General features: G+C 68.7%; 13 protein-coding genes. 4 read left to right on the top strand and 9 right to left on the bottom strand.

The window, feature by feature from the left end:
- Nucleotides 1-68: 68 nt before the first annotated feature.
- The 5 genes from ngg to TSO5_RS18395 form a co-directional block, all read right to left on the bottom strand.
- Nucleotides 69-1,829, bottom strand: a complete 1,761-nt coding sequence (ngg, locus tag TSO5_RS18415; RefSeq protein ID WP_109152914.1) for an N-acetylglutaminylglutamine synthetase — start codon at nucleotides 1,827-1,829, stop codon at nucleotides 69-71.
- Between the two features lie 123 nt (nucleotides 1,830-1,952).
- Nucleotides 1,953-3,728, bottom strand: a complete 1,776-nt coding sequence (locus TSO5_RS18410; protein ID WP_109152913.1) for an N-acetylglutaminylglutamine amidotransferase — start codon at nucleotides 3,726-3,728, stop codon at nucleotides 1,953-1,955.
- Nucleotides 3,729-4,042: 314 nt separating this feature from the next.
- On the bottom strand, nucleotides 4,043-5,479 hold the full coding sequence (locus tag TSO5_RS18405; protein ID WP_109152912.1) for a mechanosensitive ion channel family protein: 1,437 nt from the start codon (nucleotides 5,477-5,479) through the stop codon (nucleotides 4,043-4,045).
- A 109-nt stretch (nucleotides 5,480-5,588) separates the two neighbouring features.
- Nucleotides 5,589-6,080, bottom strand: coding sequence for a BLUF domain-containing protein (locus tag TSO5_RS18400; RefSeq protein ID WP_109152911.1), 492 nt, complete (start codon nucleotides 6,078-6,080; stop codon nucleotides 5,589-5,591).
- Nucleotides 6,081-6,209: 129 nt separating this feature from the next.
- On the bottom strand, nucleotides 6,210-6,704 hold the full coding sequence (locus TSO5_RS18395; RefSeq protein ID WP_109152910.1) for a GFA family protein: 495 nt from the start codon (nucleotides 6,702-6,704) through the stop codon (nucleotides 6,210-6,212).
- Between the two features lie 222 nt (nucleotides 6,705-6,926).
- Between TSO5_RS18395 and TSO5_RS18390 the strand changes: the two genes are divergently transcribed.
- Genes TSO5_RS18390 through TSO5_RS18380 form a run of 3 tightly spaced genes read left to right on the top strand, consistent with a single transcriptional unit; the run spans nucleotide 6,927 to nucleotide 10,689 of the window.
- Complete coding sequence (locus TSO5_RS18390; protein WP_247870816.1) at nucleotides 6,927-7,415, top strand: (2Fe-2S)-binding protein; 489 nt, start codon at nucleotides 6,927-6,929, stop codon at nucleotides 7,413-7,415.
- Nucleotides 7,412-8,422, top strand: a complete 1,011-nt coding sequence (locus TSO5_RS18385; protein ID WP_109152909.1) for a xanthine dehydrogenase family protein subunit M — start codon at nucleotides 7,412-7,414, stop codon at nucleotides 8,420-8,422. The genes TSO5_RS18390 and TSO5_RS18385 overlap by 4 nt, the downstream gene beginning before the upstream one ends.
- Nucleotides 8,419-10,689, top strand: coding sequence for a xanthine dehydrogenase family protein molybdopterin-binding subunit (locus tag TSO5_RS18380; protein ID WP_109152908.1), 2,271 nt, complete (start codon nucleotides 8,419-8,421; stop codon nucleotides 10,687-10,689). The genes TSO5_RS18385 and TSO5_RS18380 overlap by 4 nt, the downstream gene beginning before the upstream one ends.
- Before the next feature lie 173 nt (nucleotides 10,690-10,862).
- Here TSO5_RS18380 and pncA read toward each other — a convergent pair whose 3' ends face one another.
- From pncA to TSO5_RS18365, 4 genes are all read right to left on the bottom strand, one after another.
- Nucleotides 10,863-11,498, bottom strand: coding sequence for a bifunctional nicotinamidase/pyrazinamidase (pncA, locus tag TSO5_RS18375; protein WP_109152907.1), 636 nt, complete (start codon nucleotides 11,496-11,498; stop codon nucleotides 10,863-10,865).
- Nucleotides 11,499-11,634: 136 nt separating this feature from the next.
- Complete coding sequence (locus TSO5_RS32965) at nucleotides 11,635-11,781, bottom strand: hypothetical protein (RefSeq protein ID WP_199230930.1); 147 nt, start codon at nucleotides 11,779-11,781, stop codon at nucleotides 11,635-11,637.
- A 305-nt stretch (nucleotides 11,782-12,086) separates the two neighbouring features.
- On the bottom strand, nucleotides 12,087-13,577 hold the full coding sequence (locus TSO5_RS18370; protein WP_109152906.1) for a sensor histidine kinase: 1,491 nt from the start codon (nucleotides 13,575-13,577) through the stop codon (nucleotides 12,087-12,089).
- Nucleotides 13,577-14,251, bottom strand: a complete 675-nt coding sequence (locus TSO5_RS18365; RefSeq protein ID WP_348981060.1) for a response regulator transcription factor — start codon at nucleotides 14,249-14,251, stop codon at nucleotides 13,577-13,579. Before TSO5_RS18365 ends, TSO5_RS18370 begins: the two co-directional genes overlap by 1 nt.
- Nucleotides 14,252-14,424: 173 nt before the next feature.
- On the opposite strand from TSO5_RS18365, the gene TSO5_RS18360 reads away from it, so the two are divergent.
- Nucleotides 14,425-15,528: an ABC transporter substrate-binding protein gene (locus TSO5_RS18360; protein WP_109152904.1), complete on the top strand. Its 1,104-nt coding sequence runs from the start codon at nucleotides 14,425-14,427 to the stop codon at nucleotides 15,526-15,528.
- Nucleotides 15,529-15,799 lie beyond the last annotated feature (271 nt).

Genomic DNA, 15,799 nt, shown 5'->3' with positions numbered 1-15,799 from the left:
CCCCTTACCGAGAATCCACGCGGTGCATCCCCCTCCCCCCGCCCCTCTCCCCGGGGGGGAGAGGGGGCCTACAGCACCCCCCGCGTCTGGGGAAACAGCAGATCGACGAAACGTTCCGCCGTCGGCTGCGGTTCGTGGTTGGCGAGGCCCGGCCGCTCGTTCGCCTCGATGAACACGTAGCCCGGCCGGTCGGGCGACTCCACCAGCAGGTCGAATCCCACCACCGGGATGTCCAGCGCGCGGGCGGCCACCGTCGCCACCTCCACCAGTTCCGGGTGCAGGCAGTCGGTCACGTCGTGGATCGTCCCGCCGGTGTGCAGGTTCGCCGTCTTGCGCACCGGCAGCACCTCGCCGGCCGGCAGCACGTCGTCCAGGCTCTTGCCGGCGGCGGCGAGGCAGCGGTCGGTCTCCGCGTCCATCGGGATGTGGCTTTCCCCGCCGGTGGCGGCGGCGCGGCGGCGGCTCTGCGCCTCGATCAGTTCGCGCACGCTGTGGGTGCCGTCGCCGGTGACTTCGGCCGGGCGGCGCACCGCGGCGGCCACCACCTTCTTGTCGATGACGATGATCCGCAGATCCTGCCCCTCGCAGAACTGCTCCAGCAGCACCGTGTCGCAATGCTGGCGGGCCGCCGCGACGGCGCGCTCCATCGTCTCGGCGTCGCGCACGTCGACTGTGATGCCGCGTCCCTGCTCGCCGCGCGCCGGCTTCACCACGACGCGGCCATGCGTCGCCAGGAAGGTGGCGTTCTCCTCCGCGTCCCCCGCCACCGCCTGGGCCGGTACGTTCAGCATGGCGCGTTCCAGCACGCGGCGGGTCACCGCCTTGTCGTCGCAGCGGCTCATGGCGACGGCGCTGGTCAGTTCGCTCAGCGATTCCCGGCAGACCACGCTGCGCCCGCCCCAGGTCAGGCAGAAATAGCCGGCCTCGGCATCCACCACATCGACGCCGATACCGCGCCGCCGCGCCTCGTTGACGATGATGGTGGCATAGGGGTTCAGCCGCTCGCCCGGCTGCGGGCCGGTGAACAGCCGCTCGTTGATCGGGTTCTTGGTCTTCAGCGCGAAGGCCGGAATCCGGCGGAAATTCAGCTTCTCGTACAGCGCGATGGCGTTCTCGTTGTCATGCAGCACCGACAGGTCGAGGAAGGCCCGACCGCGTGCCTGCACATGCTCCGCCACCGTGCGGACCAGCGTCTCGCCGATCCCCGGAAATGACGCCTGCGGATCGACCGCCAGGCACCACAGCGAACTGCCGTTCTCCGGGTCGCCGAAGGCATGGGCGTGATCCACCGCCGTCACCGATCCGATCACCTCGCCGGTGGAATCGTCGCAGGCGACGAAATGGGTCAGCACCCGGCTGTTGCGCGACGCCACCAGGAAGGAGGAGGAAACCGGCACCATCCGCCGCCGGGCATAGATGCGCTGCACCCCCTCGGCGTCCTCGCGCGTGCGCAGCCGGCGGACGCTGTAGCCCTTCGGCCGCCGCCGCGACGGCCGATAGTCTGTCAGCCACAGGCGGAAGGTGTGGGAGGGGTCGAGGAACAGCTCCTGCGGCGCGCGCGACAGGGCGACATGCGGGTCCTGCAGATAGAACACGATGTCGCGGGTGCCCGGCGCCTCCTGCCGCAACGTCTCGATCATGCGGTCGAGATCGTCGAAAGTGTGGGCGAAGATCAGCCGGCCCCAGCCGCAATCCACCACCACGTCGGCGCGCGGCGCGTCGGCCTCAGTCTCTCCCGCCGGCGGACGGCCGGTGTAGCGCCGGGTGTGGCGCAGGGTGGCGCTGGCGGCGCGTTCCAGCCGGTGCGGTTTCACGCGGGCGTAGCTCATGGGTTCCCCCTGATCGTCGGATGCGGCTCCTCGCATTGGCAACATCCGGGGATGCGGATCGGTCCCGCGCCCGGATGTGCCGGCGGAGCGTTCTTCGTTTGGAATGGCCGTAAAGACGACCGCTTACAGACCCTGTTCCTGGAACCAGAATTCCAGCAGAGCCACCTGCCACAACTTCGATCCCCGCAGCGGCGTGATGTGGCTTTCCGGATCGGCCAGCAGCCGGTCGAGATACGCGCGGCGGAACAGGCTGCGTTCCCGCGCCGCCGGGGCGTTCAGCACGTCCCGCACCCGCTCCAGGAAGGGACCGCGCAAATATTTCAGCGCCGGCACCGGGAAATAGCCCTTGGGGCGGTCGATCACCGCCGCCGGCACCACGCGCCGCGCCGCTTCCTTGAGGACGTATTTGCCGCCGTCCGGTAGCTTCATCTCCGCCGGGATGCGGGCCGCCAGCTCCACCAGTTCATGGTCGAGGAAGGGCACGCGCGCTTCCAGCCCGGCGGCCATGGTCATGTTGTCGACCCGCTTCACCGGGTCGTCCACCAGCATGACGGTGGTATCGAGCCGCAGCGCCTTGTCCACCGGCCGGTCGGCGCCGGGCATGGCGAAGCGCTGCTCCAGCCAGCGGCGGGAGTGGTCCTCGCCGACCAGACGCGGGTCCAGCGCCTCGGCCATCTCGGCATGGTCGCGGTCGAAGAAGACGCGGGCGTAGTCGCCCACCGCGTCCTTGCTGTCCAGCAGCGGCGGATACCAGTGATAGCCGCCGAACACCTCGTCGGCGCCCTGGCCCGACTGCACCACCTTCACCTGCTTCGCCACCTCCTGCGACAGCAGGAAGAAGCCGATGTTGTCGTGGCTGACCATCGGCTCCGACATCGCGCGGACGCAGTCGGTCAGCTCCGGCAGGGCGCGGGCGCTGTCGACGAAGATGCGGTGATGATCGGTGCCGAAATGCTTGGCGACGATGTCGGAATACTGGAACTCGTCGCCGCGCTCGTCGCCCACCGTCTCGAAGCCGATGGAGAAGGTCTTCAGCCCGCTCTGTCCGTTCTCGGCCAGCAGCGCGGTGATCAGCGAGCTGTCCAGCCCGCCCGACAGCAGCACACCCACCGGAACGTCGGCGACCAGCCGGCGGCGCACCGCGCGGGTCAGCGTCTCCAGCACCAGTTCGCGCCAGTCGGTGAAATCGCGGCCCTCGTCGCCGGACTGCGGCCCGAAGGTCAGCGACCAATAGGTGTTCTCGCGCCGGGTGCCGTCCGGCTCCACGATCATGACCGTGGCGGGCGGCAGCTTCCGCACGCCCTTCAGGATGGTGTAGGGCGCCGGGACGACGGCGTGGAAGCTCATGTAATGGTGCAGCGCCACCGGATCGACATCGGTGTCGATCCCACCGGACGCCACCAGCGCCGGCAGGGAGGACGCGAAGCGCAGGCCGCCGGTAATGTCGGCCAGATACAGCGGCTTGATGCCCAGCCGGTCGCGGCCCAGCACCACCCGGCCGCTGTCGCGCTCAAAGATGGCGAAGGCGAACATGCCGTTCAGGCGCTTGACGAAATCGGGCCCCCAGGCGTGATAGGCCTTGATCAGGACCTCGGTGTCGCCGTCGGAGAAGAAGCGGTAGCCGAGCCCGACCAGTTCCTCGCGCAGTTCCCGGTGATTGTAGATGCAGCCGTTGAAGACAATGGCGAGCCCGAGGGCCGCATCCACCATCGGCTGCTGCGATGCCTCGCTGAGATCGATGATCTTCAGCCGGCGATGTCCGAAGGCGACGCGCCCATGGGCGAACAGGCCGTGGCCGTCCGGCCCGCGCGGCGCCAGTTTGTCGCACATGGCCTGGACCGCCACCGTGCTGGCCGCCTCGCCGGCCTTGAAACGAATTTCACCACTTAGTCCGCACATCGGCTGTCGAGCCTCCTCGTTGGTTCAGGACGAAGGGGCGCTCGACCCGCAAGAAGGGCCAAACACCGGGGGCGCCGGCTGCGGAATGCGGCCGCCACCCGTTGCGAGCGATAGACGATGCTCCGATCGTAAAATCGTTGCCGGCACCCGCGCGCCATAACGGCCCGCACCGCCCGAGGTTCCATATTGCCCGAGGTTCCATATTGAAGGACCTGGGGCATGCCGCTCGCAGCCGGCCGCTTATGGGCCGGGACTGCTTAGATAGGGATGGAGTTCCAATTTTGCCACCGGCAGGGGGCGGCGCAATTGCGCCCCTACAGCCCGAAGAAGCCCCGCAACCGCGCCAGCAGCGCCTGCGATTCCGCCGGCGGCGGCGGGGTGGCGCCCTGCTGGCGCTTGGATTGGCTGACGTTGCGGGTCTGGCGTTCGGCCATCAGTTCGGCCAGCCGTTCCGCCAGTTCCGGACGGCGCCGCAGCACCGGGTCCAGATGGCCGCGCGACAGTTCGAACACCACGGCGTCGGTGCAGGCGACAACCGACGCGCTGCGCGGCTGCCCGGTCAGCAGCGACATCTCGCCGAACAGGTCACCCGGCCGCAGCCGCGTCAGATGGACCACGCCGGGGCGCTGCCCATCCTCCGTGTCGGCGGAAATGGGAGCGGCGATCTGGACGTCGAACACGCCCTCGGCGATGACGAACAGCGATTCGCCGGCGTCGCCCTGGCGAACGGCGGCGCTGCCGGCGGGAATGTGGAACTGCCGCATCGCCTGGGCCAGCGCGTCGACCTCCTTGTCGTCGAAGGCGTCGAACAGCTCCAGCTGGCGCAGCAGTCCGCGCCGCAGCAGGCCGGTGTCGTGCGCGCCCGTCTGGCGCCGGCGGACCTCCTGCTTGGGGCGGGCCGGCTCGATTCCGGCGTGCGCGAGGTTGGACAGCACCGCCGTCAGCACGGCATCGCGCACCAGCGACACCCGGCCGCCATCGTCGGTCCAGAAGCGCGCCAGATAGGAGACGCCGTTGGGCGTCACCGCCTCGACGATCACGTCCGGCCGCGGCGTGGGCAGCACGCCGTCGGCGCAGAGCATCGCCGACAGCAGGATGCGCTTGGCCCGCTCCACCGGCACCTCCTGGTCCAGCAGGATCGGCACCGAGGCTCGGAAGGCCGGGTTGGGGCGGCTGTAATTGACGAAGCGGCTGCCGGCGACGATGCCGTTCGGCACGACGATGGCGGTGCCGTCGCTGGCGATCAGCCGGGTCGCGCGCCAGTTGATCTCGTCCACCCGCCCGGCGACGCCGGGCGACAGCTCCAGCCAGTCGCCCAGCCGGTAGGGGTGTTCGATGTTCAGGGCGATGCCGGCGAAGATGTCGGCGATCATGTTGCGCAGCGCGAAGCCCAGCACGGCGATGGCGACGCCCGACGTCGCCAGCAGGCCGGTCACCGGCTGTTCCAGCACGAAGGCCAGGATGGCCAGCACCGCGACGCCATAGACGAAGAAGCGCAGCAGGTCGGCCAGCAGCCGGGGGATGCGCGGCGGCCGGCCGCCGTTGCCCGTCGCCAGCATGTCGATCACCCGCGCCCCGCCCCAGGCGGCGGCAAGCCACGCGGCCGACGCGACGGCGATGTCGAACCCGCCGCTCAGCGGCAGCCCGACGAAGGGTTCCAGATGGCCGTGCAGCCAGGGCTTGGCGGCGACCAGCGCAGCCAGAAGGGCCAGGACCAGGGCAGGGGCGGACAGACGCCGCAAGGCGTTCATCGACGGGCTTCTCCTCGGCGGCCGGCCATCCGTGGCCGGGCGAGGTGCGACGATGGCACGAGCAAGCGCCGTCCCGTCAAGGGCTCAATTGAATCAGATGCTTGACGGTTCAGACGGTCACCGGACCCGGCAGCGCCCGCGGGTATCCCATCACGAAGCCGCCGATCACCGGATCGGCCCCCGCGACCATGCTGGCGAAGGCATAGGCCCGGCACAGCACCGCCAGCGCGGTGTCGGCATCGCTGCTCTTGCGCCGGAAGGCGTCGCCGTCGCGCAGACCGGCGAACTCCCCCTGCCAGAAGGACGGATCGTCCAGCGGGCCGAAATTCATCGCCCAGAAGCCGAAGGATCGTCCTGTCCGTTCCCAGCGGCCCAGCACCGCCATGTTGCAGTGCCTCTCGTCATGCGAGATGCGATGGAAGAGTTCGTTCACCGCCTCCGCCTCACCCTCCAGCACCTGAAGAAATGTCCCCTCATGTTCGATAAGGAAGCCGGTGATGCCCAGACGTCGATTCTTGGCGGAACTTCGCACACAAATGTCCGCCAGAGCCGAAAATGGCAGCAGAGAGACCGCATCGCTGCGATAGAGCAGGGTCAGCATGGCGTTCCTCCCATTTTTACTTATGAAAATGGCGAGGAAACCGGCATGTGGTAACCCTTTCTTTCGTAGAGCCGATGTCGCAGCCGCTGGTCATATCCCGAACCGGGTGGTCCTCAACGGCAGGTGCCGTCAGCGGTCGAGCAGCCCGTGCCGCTTGTGCCAATCTTCCAGCGATTCCTCCGGATAGCGGGCGAAATGCACGTCGTTCGGCCCGCTCGGCACCTCCACCCACGGCGCCTTGAAGTCCAGCATGATGTGCACCCGCTCCGGCGGCGTCGGCAGCGGCGTGTCTATCGCCGACGCGAAGGGATGGACCAGCTCCGGCCAGGCCGGATCCTCCGCCCACAGCGCCGTGCCGCAATGCTTGCAGAAATGCCGGTGCGACGGGCCGAGATGGGTCTGCCCCGGATGGTCGGGGTCCTCGATCGGCGCCCTCCACATCGCCACGGCGTCGCGCCCCTCGACCACCAGCGTGTCGGCGTCGCCGCCCAGATTGATGGCGTATCCGCCGCCGCCGGCGCTCTTGCGGCAGATGGTGCAGTAGCAGCGCATGTAGGGCACCGGCGTCGGCGAGTTCAGCGTGAAGCGGACGGCGCCGCAGCGGCAGGAACCGGAAAGCTTCATGGCAGCGGTCTCCGCGATCAGATGTGTTCTCCCGCACCAGATGGGGCCGTCGTCGCCGTTTGACAGCGCCCCCATCGACGGAACGCAGCGGAAGGGCGGCTGTTACCCCCGGCAGTCATTCGCGGAACCCACCTGCCAGCAGTCGGAGCGGTTATGTCCCAGCCAACAGGTCCAGCGTCCCAGGGCCACATCCACAAACAGCCGGCGCCTCCTCCCGATACGATGCCCGAAGCGATGGACGTCACCCTGACCATCAACGGCAGCCGCAAGACCCTGCGCGTCGCCCCCTGGACCAGCCTGCTCGACGCGCTGCGCCTGCATCTCGACATGACCGGGACCAAGAAGGGCTGCGACCACGGCCAGTGCGGCGCCTGCACCGTTCTGGTGGACGGCCGCCGCATCAACTCCTGCCTGACCCTGGCGGTGATGGCGGAGGGGCGGACCGTCACCACCATTGAAGGGCTGGCCAGCGGCGATGCGCTCCACCCGCTGCAGGAGTCCTTCGTCGAGCATGACGCCTTCCAGTGCGGCTACTGCACGCCCGGCCAGATCTGCTCCGCCGTCGGCATGCTGGAGGAGGGCCACGCCAAGACCGACGACGACATCCGCGAACTGATGAGCGGCAACCTGTGCCGCTGCGGCGCCTATCCCAACATCGTCGCCGCGATCCGTCAGGTCATGGACGCGCAGAAGGACGGAGGCACGCCATGAGGGCCTTCTCCTACGACCGCCCCGACAGCGTCGATGCGGCGCTCCGCGGCGTCTCGAACCAGTCCGGCACCACGACCGAAGCCGCAGTCAAGTTCGTCGCCGGCGGCACCAACCTGCTCGACCTGATGAAGGCCGACGTGATGCGGCCGGAGCGGCTGGTCGACATCTCCCGCCTGAACCTCGACAAGATCGAAGAAGTCGATGGCGGCGGTCTGCGTCTCGGCGCGCTCGCCCGCAATTCCGACACCGCCTATGACGCGCGGGTGCAGGCGCGCTATCCGATGCTGTCGAAGGCGATCCTGTCCGGCGCCTCGGCGCAGCTGCGCAACATGGCGACCAACGGCGGCAACCTGCTGCAACGCACGCGCTGTTATTACTTCTACGACACCGGCACCCCCTGCAACAAACGGGAGCCGGGGACCGGCTGCGGCGCCCTGACCGGGGTCAACCGCATCCACGCCATCCTGGGCGCCAGCGACAAATGCATCGCCGTCCACCCATCCGACATGTGCGTCGCCCTCGCCGCGCTGGAAGCGGTCGTCCGCGTCAGCGGCCCGAAGGGCGAGCGGACCATTCCCTTCGCCGACTTCCACCGTTTGCCCGGTGACACCCCGCACATCGACAGCACGCTCGCCGCCGACGAACTCATCACCGTCATCGACCTGCCGGCCGAGGGCTTCGCCAAGCACTCGACCTACCTGAAGGTCCGCGACCGCGCCTCCTACGCCTTCGCGCTGGTGTCGGTGGCCGCCGCCTTGGAACTGGACGGCCAGACTATCCGCACCGCCCGCCTCGCGCTCGGCGGCGTCGCCCACAAGCCCTGGCGCGACCCGGCGGCCGAGGCCGAACTGGCCGGCAAGCCCGCCTCGCTGGAGACTTTCCGCGAAGCCGCGCGCGTCCTGCTCCGCGGGGCCAAGGGCCATTCCCACAACGCCTTCAAGATCGGACTAGCCGAGCGCGCCATCGTCCGGGCGCTGGCCGAAGCCGCCGGAGTGGAGCACCCATGATCGCCAAACCGACCATCCCCGATCAGTTGGACCGCCCCGGCCGCCAGATCGGCAAGCCCGTCAGCCGCGTCGACGGCCGGCTGAAGGTGACCGGCGGCGCCAAATACGCGGCGGAGTTCAACACCCCCGGCCTCGCCCACGGCTACATCGTCTCCAGCGCCATCGCCCGCGGCCGCATCCTCGGCATCGACACCGCCAAGGCGCTGGCCCTTCCCGGCGTGTTCCAGGTCTTCACCCACGAAAACCGGCCGAGCCTGCCCTGGTTCGACCGCAAGTGGAAGGATGACGACGCGCCGAAGGGCTCGCCCTTCCGCCCGCTCTATGATGCGACGATCCACCACGCCCTCCAGCCCGTCGCGCTGGTGGTGGCGGAGAGCTTCGAACTGGCGCGCTACGCCGCCCGCCTGATCCACGTCACCTATGATGCGGACGAGCACCAGACCGACCTGCATGCGGCCAGTGCCAACGCCTTCACCCCCGGCAAGGACAAGGGCGGCTTCCAGCCCGCGCCCAAGCCGCGCGGCGACGCCGACGCCGCCCTGGCCGAGGCGGAGGTCAGCGTCGACCTCGACTTCACCCAGGCGGTCGAGCATCACAACCCGATGGAGATGCACGCCTCCACCGTCATCTACCACAATGACGGCACCCTGACCGTCCATGACAAGACGCAGGGGCCGATCAACACCCAGACCTACGTCTGCAACGTCTTCGACCTGTCGAAGGACGCGGTGCGGGTGATCTCCCCCTTCGTCGGCGGCGCCTTCGGCTCGGGCCTGCGTCCGCAGCACCAGCTGTTCATGGCGGTGCTGGCGGCGACCACGCTGAAGCGCTCGGTTCGGGTGGAACTGACGCGCCCGCAGATGTTCAGCTTCGGCCACCGCCCGGAAACCCTCCAGCGCGTGGCGCTGGGCGCGAAGAAGGACGGCACCCTCACCGCCATCATTCACGAAGCGGTGCAGGAGACCTCGCAGACCGAGAATTACGTCGAGGTCGTGGTCAACTGGTCGGGCCAGCAATACAAGTGCGACAATGTCCGGCTCGGCTACAAGCTGGCGCGCATGGACACCCACACCCCGCTCGACCAGCGCGCCCCCGGCGCCGCCACCGGCGTCCCGGCGCTGGAGATCGCCATGGACGAACTGGCGGCCAAGCTGGGCATGGACCCGCTGGAACTGCGGCTGAAGAACTACACCGAGGTCGATCCCAACACCGGCAAGCCCTTCTCCAGCAAGGAGCTGCGCGCCTGTTTCCGCCAGGGTGCCGAACGCTTCGGCTGGCACAAGCGCAGCCATGCCCCACGGTCGATGCGCGAGGGCCGGCAGCTGATCGGCTGGGGCATGGCGACCGGCGTGTGGGATGCGATGCAGGGTCAGGCGGTGGCGTTGGCCCGGCTCGGCATCGACGGCAGGCTGACGGTCGGCAGCGCCACCGCCGACATCGGTCCCGGCACCTACACGGCGATGACCCAGATCGCCGCCGACATCCTGGGCCTGCCCATCGACCGGGTGTCCTTCCAGCTCGGCGACACCAACCTGCCGATGGCGCCGCTGCAGGGCGGCTCCTGGACGGTGTCGTCGGTCGGCTCGGCGGTGAAGGCCGTCTGCGACCGTCTGCGCGACAAGCTGGCCGGTCTCGCGGTCGGGCTGAACGACGGGCCGCTGAAGGGGCTGAAGGCCGACGACCTGCACTTCGCCGACGGCTGCCTGATCGCCAAATCCGACCCGTCCTGGCGCCTGTCGATCACCGAGGTGATGCGCGCCAACGATCTGCTGGTGCTGGAGGACGAGGCGCGCTCGATCCCCAATTACAAGTCACAGATGCAGCATGCGCTCGGCACCCACTCCGCCATCTTCGCGGAGGTGCGGGTGGACGAGGATCTCGGCACCGTGCAGGTCACCCGTGTGGTCAGCGCGGTGGCCGCCGGCCGCATCATCAACCCCAAGACGGCGCGCAGCCAGGTTCTGGGTGCGGTGGTGTGGGGCATCGGCATGGCGCTGGAGGAGGAGACGATGACCGACCAGCACCTCGGCCGCTTCATGAACCATGACTTCGCCGAGTATCACATCCCGGTAAACGCTGACGTCCACGACATCGAGGTCATCTTCGTCGAGGAGCATGACGACATCGTCAACCCGTTGGGCGCCAAGGGCGTCGGCGAGATCGGCATCGTCGGCGTCCCCGCCGCCATCGCCAACGCCATCCACCACGCGACCGGCAAACGCCTCTGCGACCTGCCGATCACGGTGGATAAGATTTTGGGCGCCTGAACGGCCTAAAACTCCCTCTCCCGGGGCGGGAGAGGGAAGGGGCCCAAGCGAAGCTTGGGAAGGGTGAGGGGTTAGGCACGAAGCCATGCGGTTCGGGAACCTTGGATTCCCCCTCACCCTCCCGCCTTCGGCGGGCCCCTCCCTCTCCCGTCCCGGGAGAGGGGCCTCAGCACTCACCCAATCTCCCCCTCCCGGCAAAACACCACCCCGCACTCCGCCAACCGCCGCCGCGCCTTCTCCAGCGACCCGTCCAGATCGATGGCGCGGCACCCATCCTCCACCACCACCACCTGGAACCCGCAGCGCACGGCGTCCTCCGCCGAATAGGCCACGCAGTAATCCGTCGCCAGCCCGGCCAGCACCACGCGCGTAAACCCGCGCTCCCGCAGATAGCCTGCCAGCCCCGTCGCCGTGCTGCGGTCGTTCTCGTAGAAGGCCGAATAGCTGTCGATCCCCGCCCGGACCCCCTTGCGCAGCACCAGCTCCGCCCGCGTGGTGTCCAGTTCCGGATGGAATTCCGCCCCCCTCGTCCCCTGCACGCAATGGTCCGGCCACAGAACCTGCGGCCCATAGGGAAATTCGACGGAAGAAAACGCCATGCCGCCGGGATGGGCGCTGGCGAAGGAGCGGTGGCCGGCCGGGTGCCAGTCCTGGGTCAGGACCACCGTGCCGAACCGCCGCGCCAGCCGGTTCGCCACCGGCACCACCCCATTCCCATCCGCCACCGCCAGAGCGCCGCCGGGGCAGAAATCATTCTGGATGTCGATCAGGACCAGCGCGTCGGCCGGTTGCGGAATGAGGGTGGGCATCGGCTGTGTCCATCCGGCGAATGAAAACGGTCGCCTGGAGTGTAGGCACATCCGCCGGTCGGTTCCACCGCCCTCTCCCCGGTTCAGGAGAGGGCAACAAACAAGCGCTCCCGCCCGACGGCGGCAGCGGTACGCATCACCCCATGATGTTCTCGTCCGCCATGCGGCGCGGCATGTCGGTTTGATGCTGACGGTCCTGCTTCGGCGTCTTGGTGATGCTGAAGCCGATGCCCGACAGCAGAAGGACGCCCAGCGAGGCGACGGTGACGATGTTGCAAAGCATAGCGACTGACCCTTTCCCTGACCTCTTTCGGCCGTCCACCTTGGGACGACCAGACCTTTTTCCGCGGTCTCCTGCGCAATAGACGCCAAGAGCCGCTTCTTCTTCCGTGAACCGGGCCGGGATGAGGGAAAATAATCGTCCGTTATCCGGACAGTCTTTACTTCCAACACCTTGCCGGCACAGTCTGCGCGGAGCGGTCAGATAGTCCTGCAGCTGCGAACTGGCAACCGAAGGCAGCGAAATATCCGCGCAGCTCAGGTTAACAAAATTGTCATGGCAGAGGTTGGGGTGGGGGAGGGCGCCCCTCAGGCGCCGCGGTCGTCCGCCATCGAACGCTTTGAAGCTGCGTCGCTTTCCGCCGGCCGCAGGACCACCGTCACCTTCAGCCCCCGGCCGTCCGCCCCGCCGTCCAGGCGCACGGCCGCCCCCAGCCGGTCGGCTAGCGCGCGCACAATGGCGAGTCCCAATCCGCTGCCGGTGCGCGGCGGCTCGCCCGGACGGTCCAGGCGATAGAAGCGCTCGAACACCCGCTCGCGCTCGGCCCCCGGGATGCCGGGGCCATCGTCCTCGACCTCCAGGACAGGCCCAGCCCCAACCCGCACCGTCACCGTGCCGCCCGGCCGGTTGTAGCGGATGGCGTTGTCCAGCAAATTGCCCAGCAGTTCGCCCACGAGCACCGGGTTGCCCACGGCCCGCAGGTCGGCGTCCCCGTCCTCCGGTCCCTCGAACCGCACCTCGATGTCCTGGGCCAGCGCCGCCGGCACCTGTTCCGCGGCGACTTCCATCGCCACCTGCCGCAGGTCGGTCACCTCCGGCGCGGCCGGCACCGCCGGCGCGTCCTCGTCAGCGCGGGCCAGGGCCAGCAGTTGCACCAGCAGCCGTTCCAGCCGCTTCACCGCCCCCTCGACATCGTCCAGCGCCGCGCGCCCCTCCGCACTGTCGGTGCCGAAGCGGCGCAGCAGAGCCAGATGGGTGCGCAGCACCGCCAGCGGCGTGCGCAGCTGGTGCGAGGCGTCGGCGGTGAAGCGGCGCATGGTGCCGATCGACTGGTCCAGCCGCGCCAGCAGCCCGTTGATGGCGATCACCAGCGGCAGCACCTCCACCGGCACGACGGCCAGCGGCAGCGGCACCAGCGCCATTCCGCCCCCGGTTATGCCGCGCGCCGACCGGCTGTCGATCACCCGCCGCAGCCGCCCCAGCGGGGCCAGCCCGCGCCCGACCGCTCCCCACACCAGCAGCCCGCTGCCGCCGACCAGCGCCACCTCCAGCAGGGTCAGCCACAGCAGCAGATCGACCTCCACCGCGCGCCGCCCGGCCGTGGTCTCCGCCACCTGGACCAGCACCGGCTGCGGCACGCCGTAGAGCCGCCGGATCTGCGCCGCCACCCGCACCGCATGGCCGCGATAGGTGGCGTCGCGGAACACCGTGACGTTGGTCGGCATCTTCGAGATGTCCGGCAGCGGCAGGTCGAGATAGCCGGTGATCACCCCGCCCTCATGGGCGACGTTGTAATAGATGCTGTCGCGCGCCTGGCTCTCCAGCATGCCGAAGGCGACGGCGGGCAGGTCGACCGTCACCTCGCCATTGTCATCATCCACTGCCAGCCTCTCGGCGATGGCGAGCGTCGAGCCGGCCAGCAGCCGGTCATGGGTGGACTGGACGAAGCCATGGATCAGCGCCGACCCGCCGACGCCCAGTCCGACCGCCAGCGCCCCCAGCGGCACCAGCAGCCGGGTCAGCAGCCGGCGCCGCAGCGACGGCACGCGCTCCGGCCTGCCGCCCGCGACCGCTGCCATCAGGCGCTTTCCATCAGGTAGCCCAGCCCGCGGATGGTGCGGATCTGCGGCCCGTCGGGCTCCAGCTTCTTGCGCAGCCGGGCGACATACAGCTCGATGGCGTTCGGCGCCACCGGCTCGTCGAAGCCGAACACCTCCCCCGCCAGCCGGTCCTTCGGCACCACCTTGCCGGCCCGCGTGATCAGCCCCTCCAGAACCGCCAGCTCGCGCTTGCGCAAATCCAGCACACGGCCGTTCAGCGTCACCGTCGCGGTGGAACGGTCGTAGCGCAAAGCCCCGCACACCAGCTCCGGCACCGGGGTGCCCTGGCCACGGCGCATCAGGGCGCGCACCCGCGCCTCGAACTCCGCCGGGTCGAAGGGCTTCAGCAGATAGTCGTCGGCGCCGAGATCCAGCCCCTTCACCCGGTCGGCCACCGCCTCCCGCGCGGTCAGGATCATCACCGGCACGGTGGAGCCGCGGCGGCGAATCCGTGTCAGCACCTCGAACCCCGACAGGTCGGGCAGCCCCAGATCCAGCACCACCAGCCCATAGGGCTCCGCCCGCTCCAGCCGTGCCGCCTCCTCCCCCGACGCGACGTGGTCGACGGCATAGCCGGCCAGCTTCAGCGACGCGGTGAGCCCGCGCGCCAGGGCCGCGTCATCCTCCACGATCAGGATGCGCAAGGGCGGCACCCTCCGTCCGACCGGGCCATCATCCGAACGCCCCTGTTCCGTTCCGCCAACAATTTCAACCCGCGACAGATTGACGACAGGTTGGCCGCCTATAGTCACGACAAAGTCGCTTGTAAGCCCAACCAACACGGCCCGCAACGGCGCCGTGGGAACCAACCGCAGGAGAGGAAGAGATGCGCACCAAACTGGCCCTTCTGGTCGCGACCGCGCTGACCATCACCGTTCCGGCCTTCACCGCCGGCACCGCCAAGGCGCAGTCCGTCCCCGCCGGCTACGACCCGTCCTATGCCAAGATCATCGAGGCGGCGAACCAGGAAGGCGCGCTCAGCATCTATTCCGCCACCGACGCGGCCGCCGTGTCGGAACTCCTGAAGGGGTTCGAGACGCTCTATCCCAAGATCAAGCTGGAATACGCCGACCAGAACTCCACCGAGATGTACAACCGCTTCATCAGCGAGGCGGCGGCCAACACGGGCACCACCGACCTGATGTGGTCGTCGGCGATGGACCTGCAGATGAAGCTGGTCAACGACGGCTACGCCCAGACCTACACCTCGCCGGAAACCAAGAACATCCCCGACTGGGCCAACTGGAAGAACGAGGCCTTCGGCACCACCGCCGAGCCGATCGTCTTCGCCTACAACAAGCGCGTCGTGCCCGCCGCCGACGTACCGAAGACCCACGCCGACCTCGCCAAGCTGCTGAGCGAGAAGCCGGACGCCTACAAGGGCAAGGTCACCTCCTACGATCCGGAGCGCAGCGGCGTCGGCTTCCTCTACATCACCCAGGACGTGCAGGCCAGCAAGGGCACCTGGGATCTGGTGAAGGCGATGGGGCAGACTGGGGTGAAGCTCTACACCTCCTCGGGCGCGATGATCGAGCGCCTGACCTCCGGCGAGCACACCATCGGCTACAACATGATCGGCTCCTACGTCTTCGAGCGGCAGAAGAAGGATCCGGAGTCGCTGGGCGTCGTGCTGCCGTCCGACTACACCATCGTGATGTCGCGCATCGCCTTCATCCCGAAGGGCGCCAAGCACCCGAACGCCGCCAAGCTGTTCCTCGACTATCTGCTGTCGAAGCAGGGCCAGGAAGCGATGCAGGCCCGCTACATGGGCTCGATCCGCCCCGATCTGGCTTCGTCCAACCCGACCGCCGGCGTTCCGGAAAGCACGCTGCGCCCGATCCATGTCGGCCCGGAATTGCTGACCTACCTGGATCAGGTCAAGCGCCTGAAGTTCCTGAAGGACTGGCAGAAGGCCCTGCAGGGGAAGTGATTTAACTCACCTCTCCCACCCGCGCCAAAGTCCCCTCTCCCCCCGGGGAGAGGGTTAGGGTGAGGGGGACGCACGGCGTGGCTCAGTTCGCCAGAAAACGCCCCGCGCCCCCAAAAATCCACCCCACGCCTCCCCCTCACCCCGACCCTCTCCCCGCTTTCGGCGGACCATGGGTCCGCCTGTCGCGTCAGCGCAAACTTCGTTTGCGCGTGAGCGGGGGGAGAGGGGGAATCCCCCACTGGGGAGGGCGCCGAAGCCGCCGAATTCAAGG

The organism is Azospirillum sp. TSO5, from assembly GCF_003116065.1.
GTDB lineage: Bacteria > Pseudomonadota > Alphaproteobacteria > Azospirillales > Azospirillaceae > Azospirillum.
This window is presented reverse-complemented; position numbering and strand designations above follow the sequence as displayed.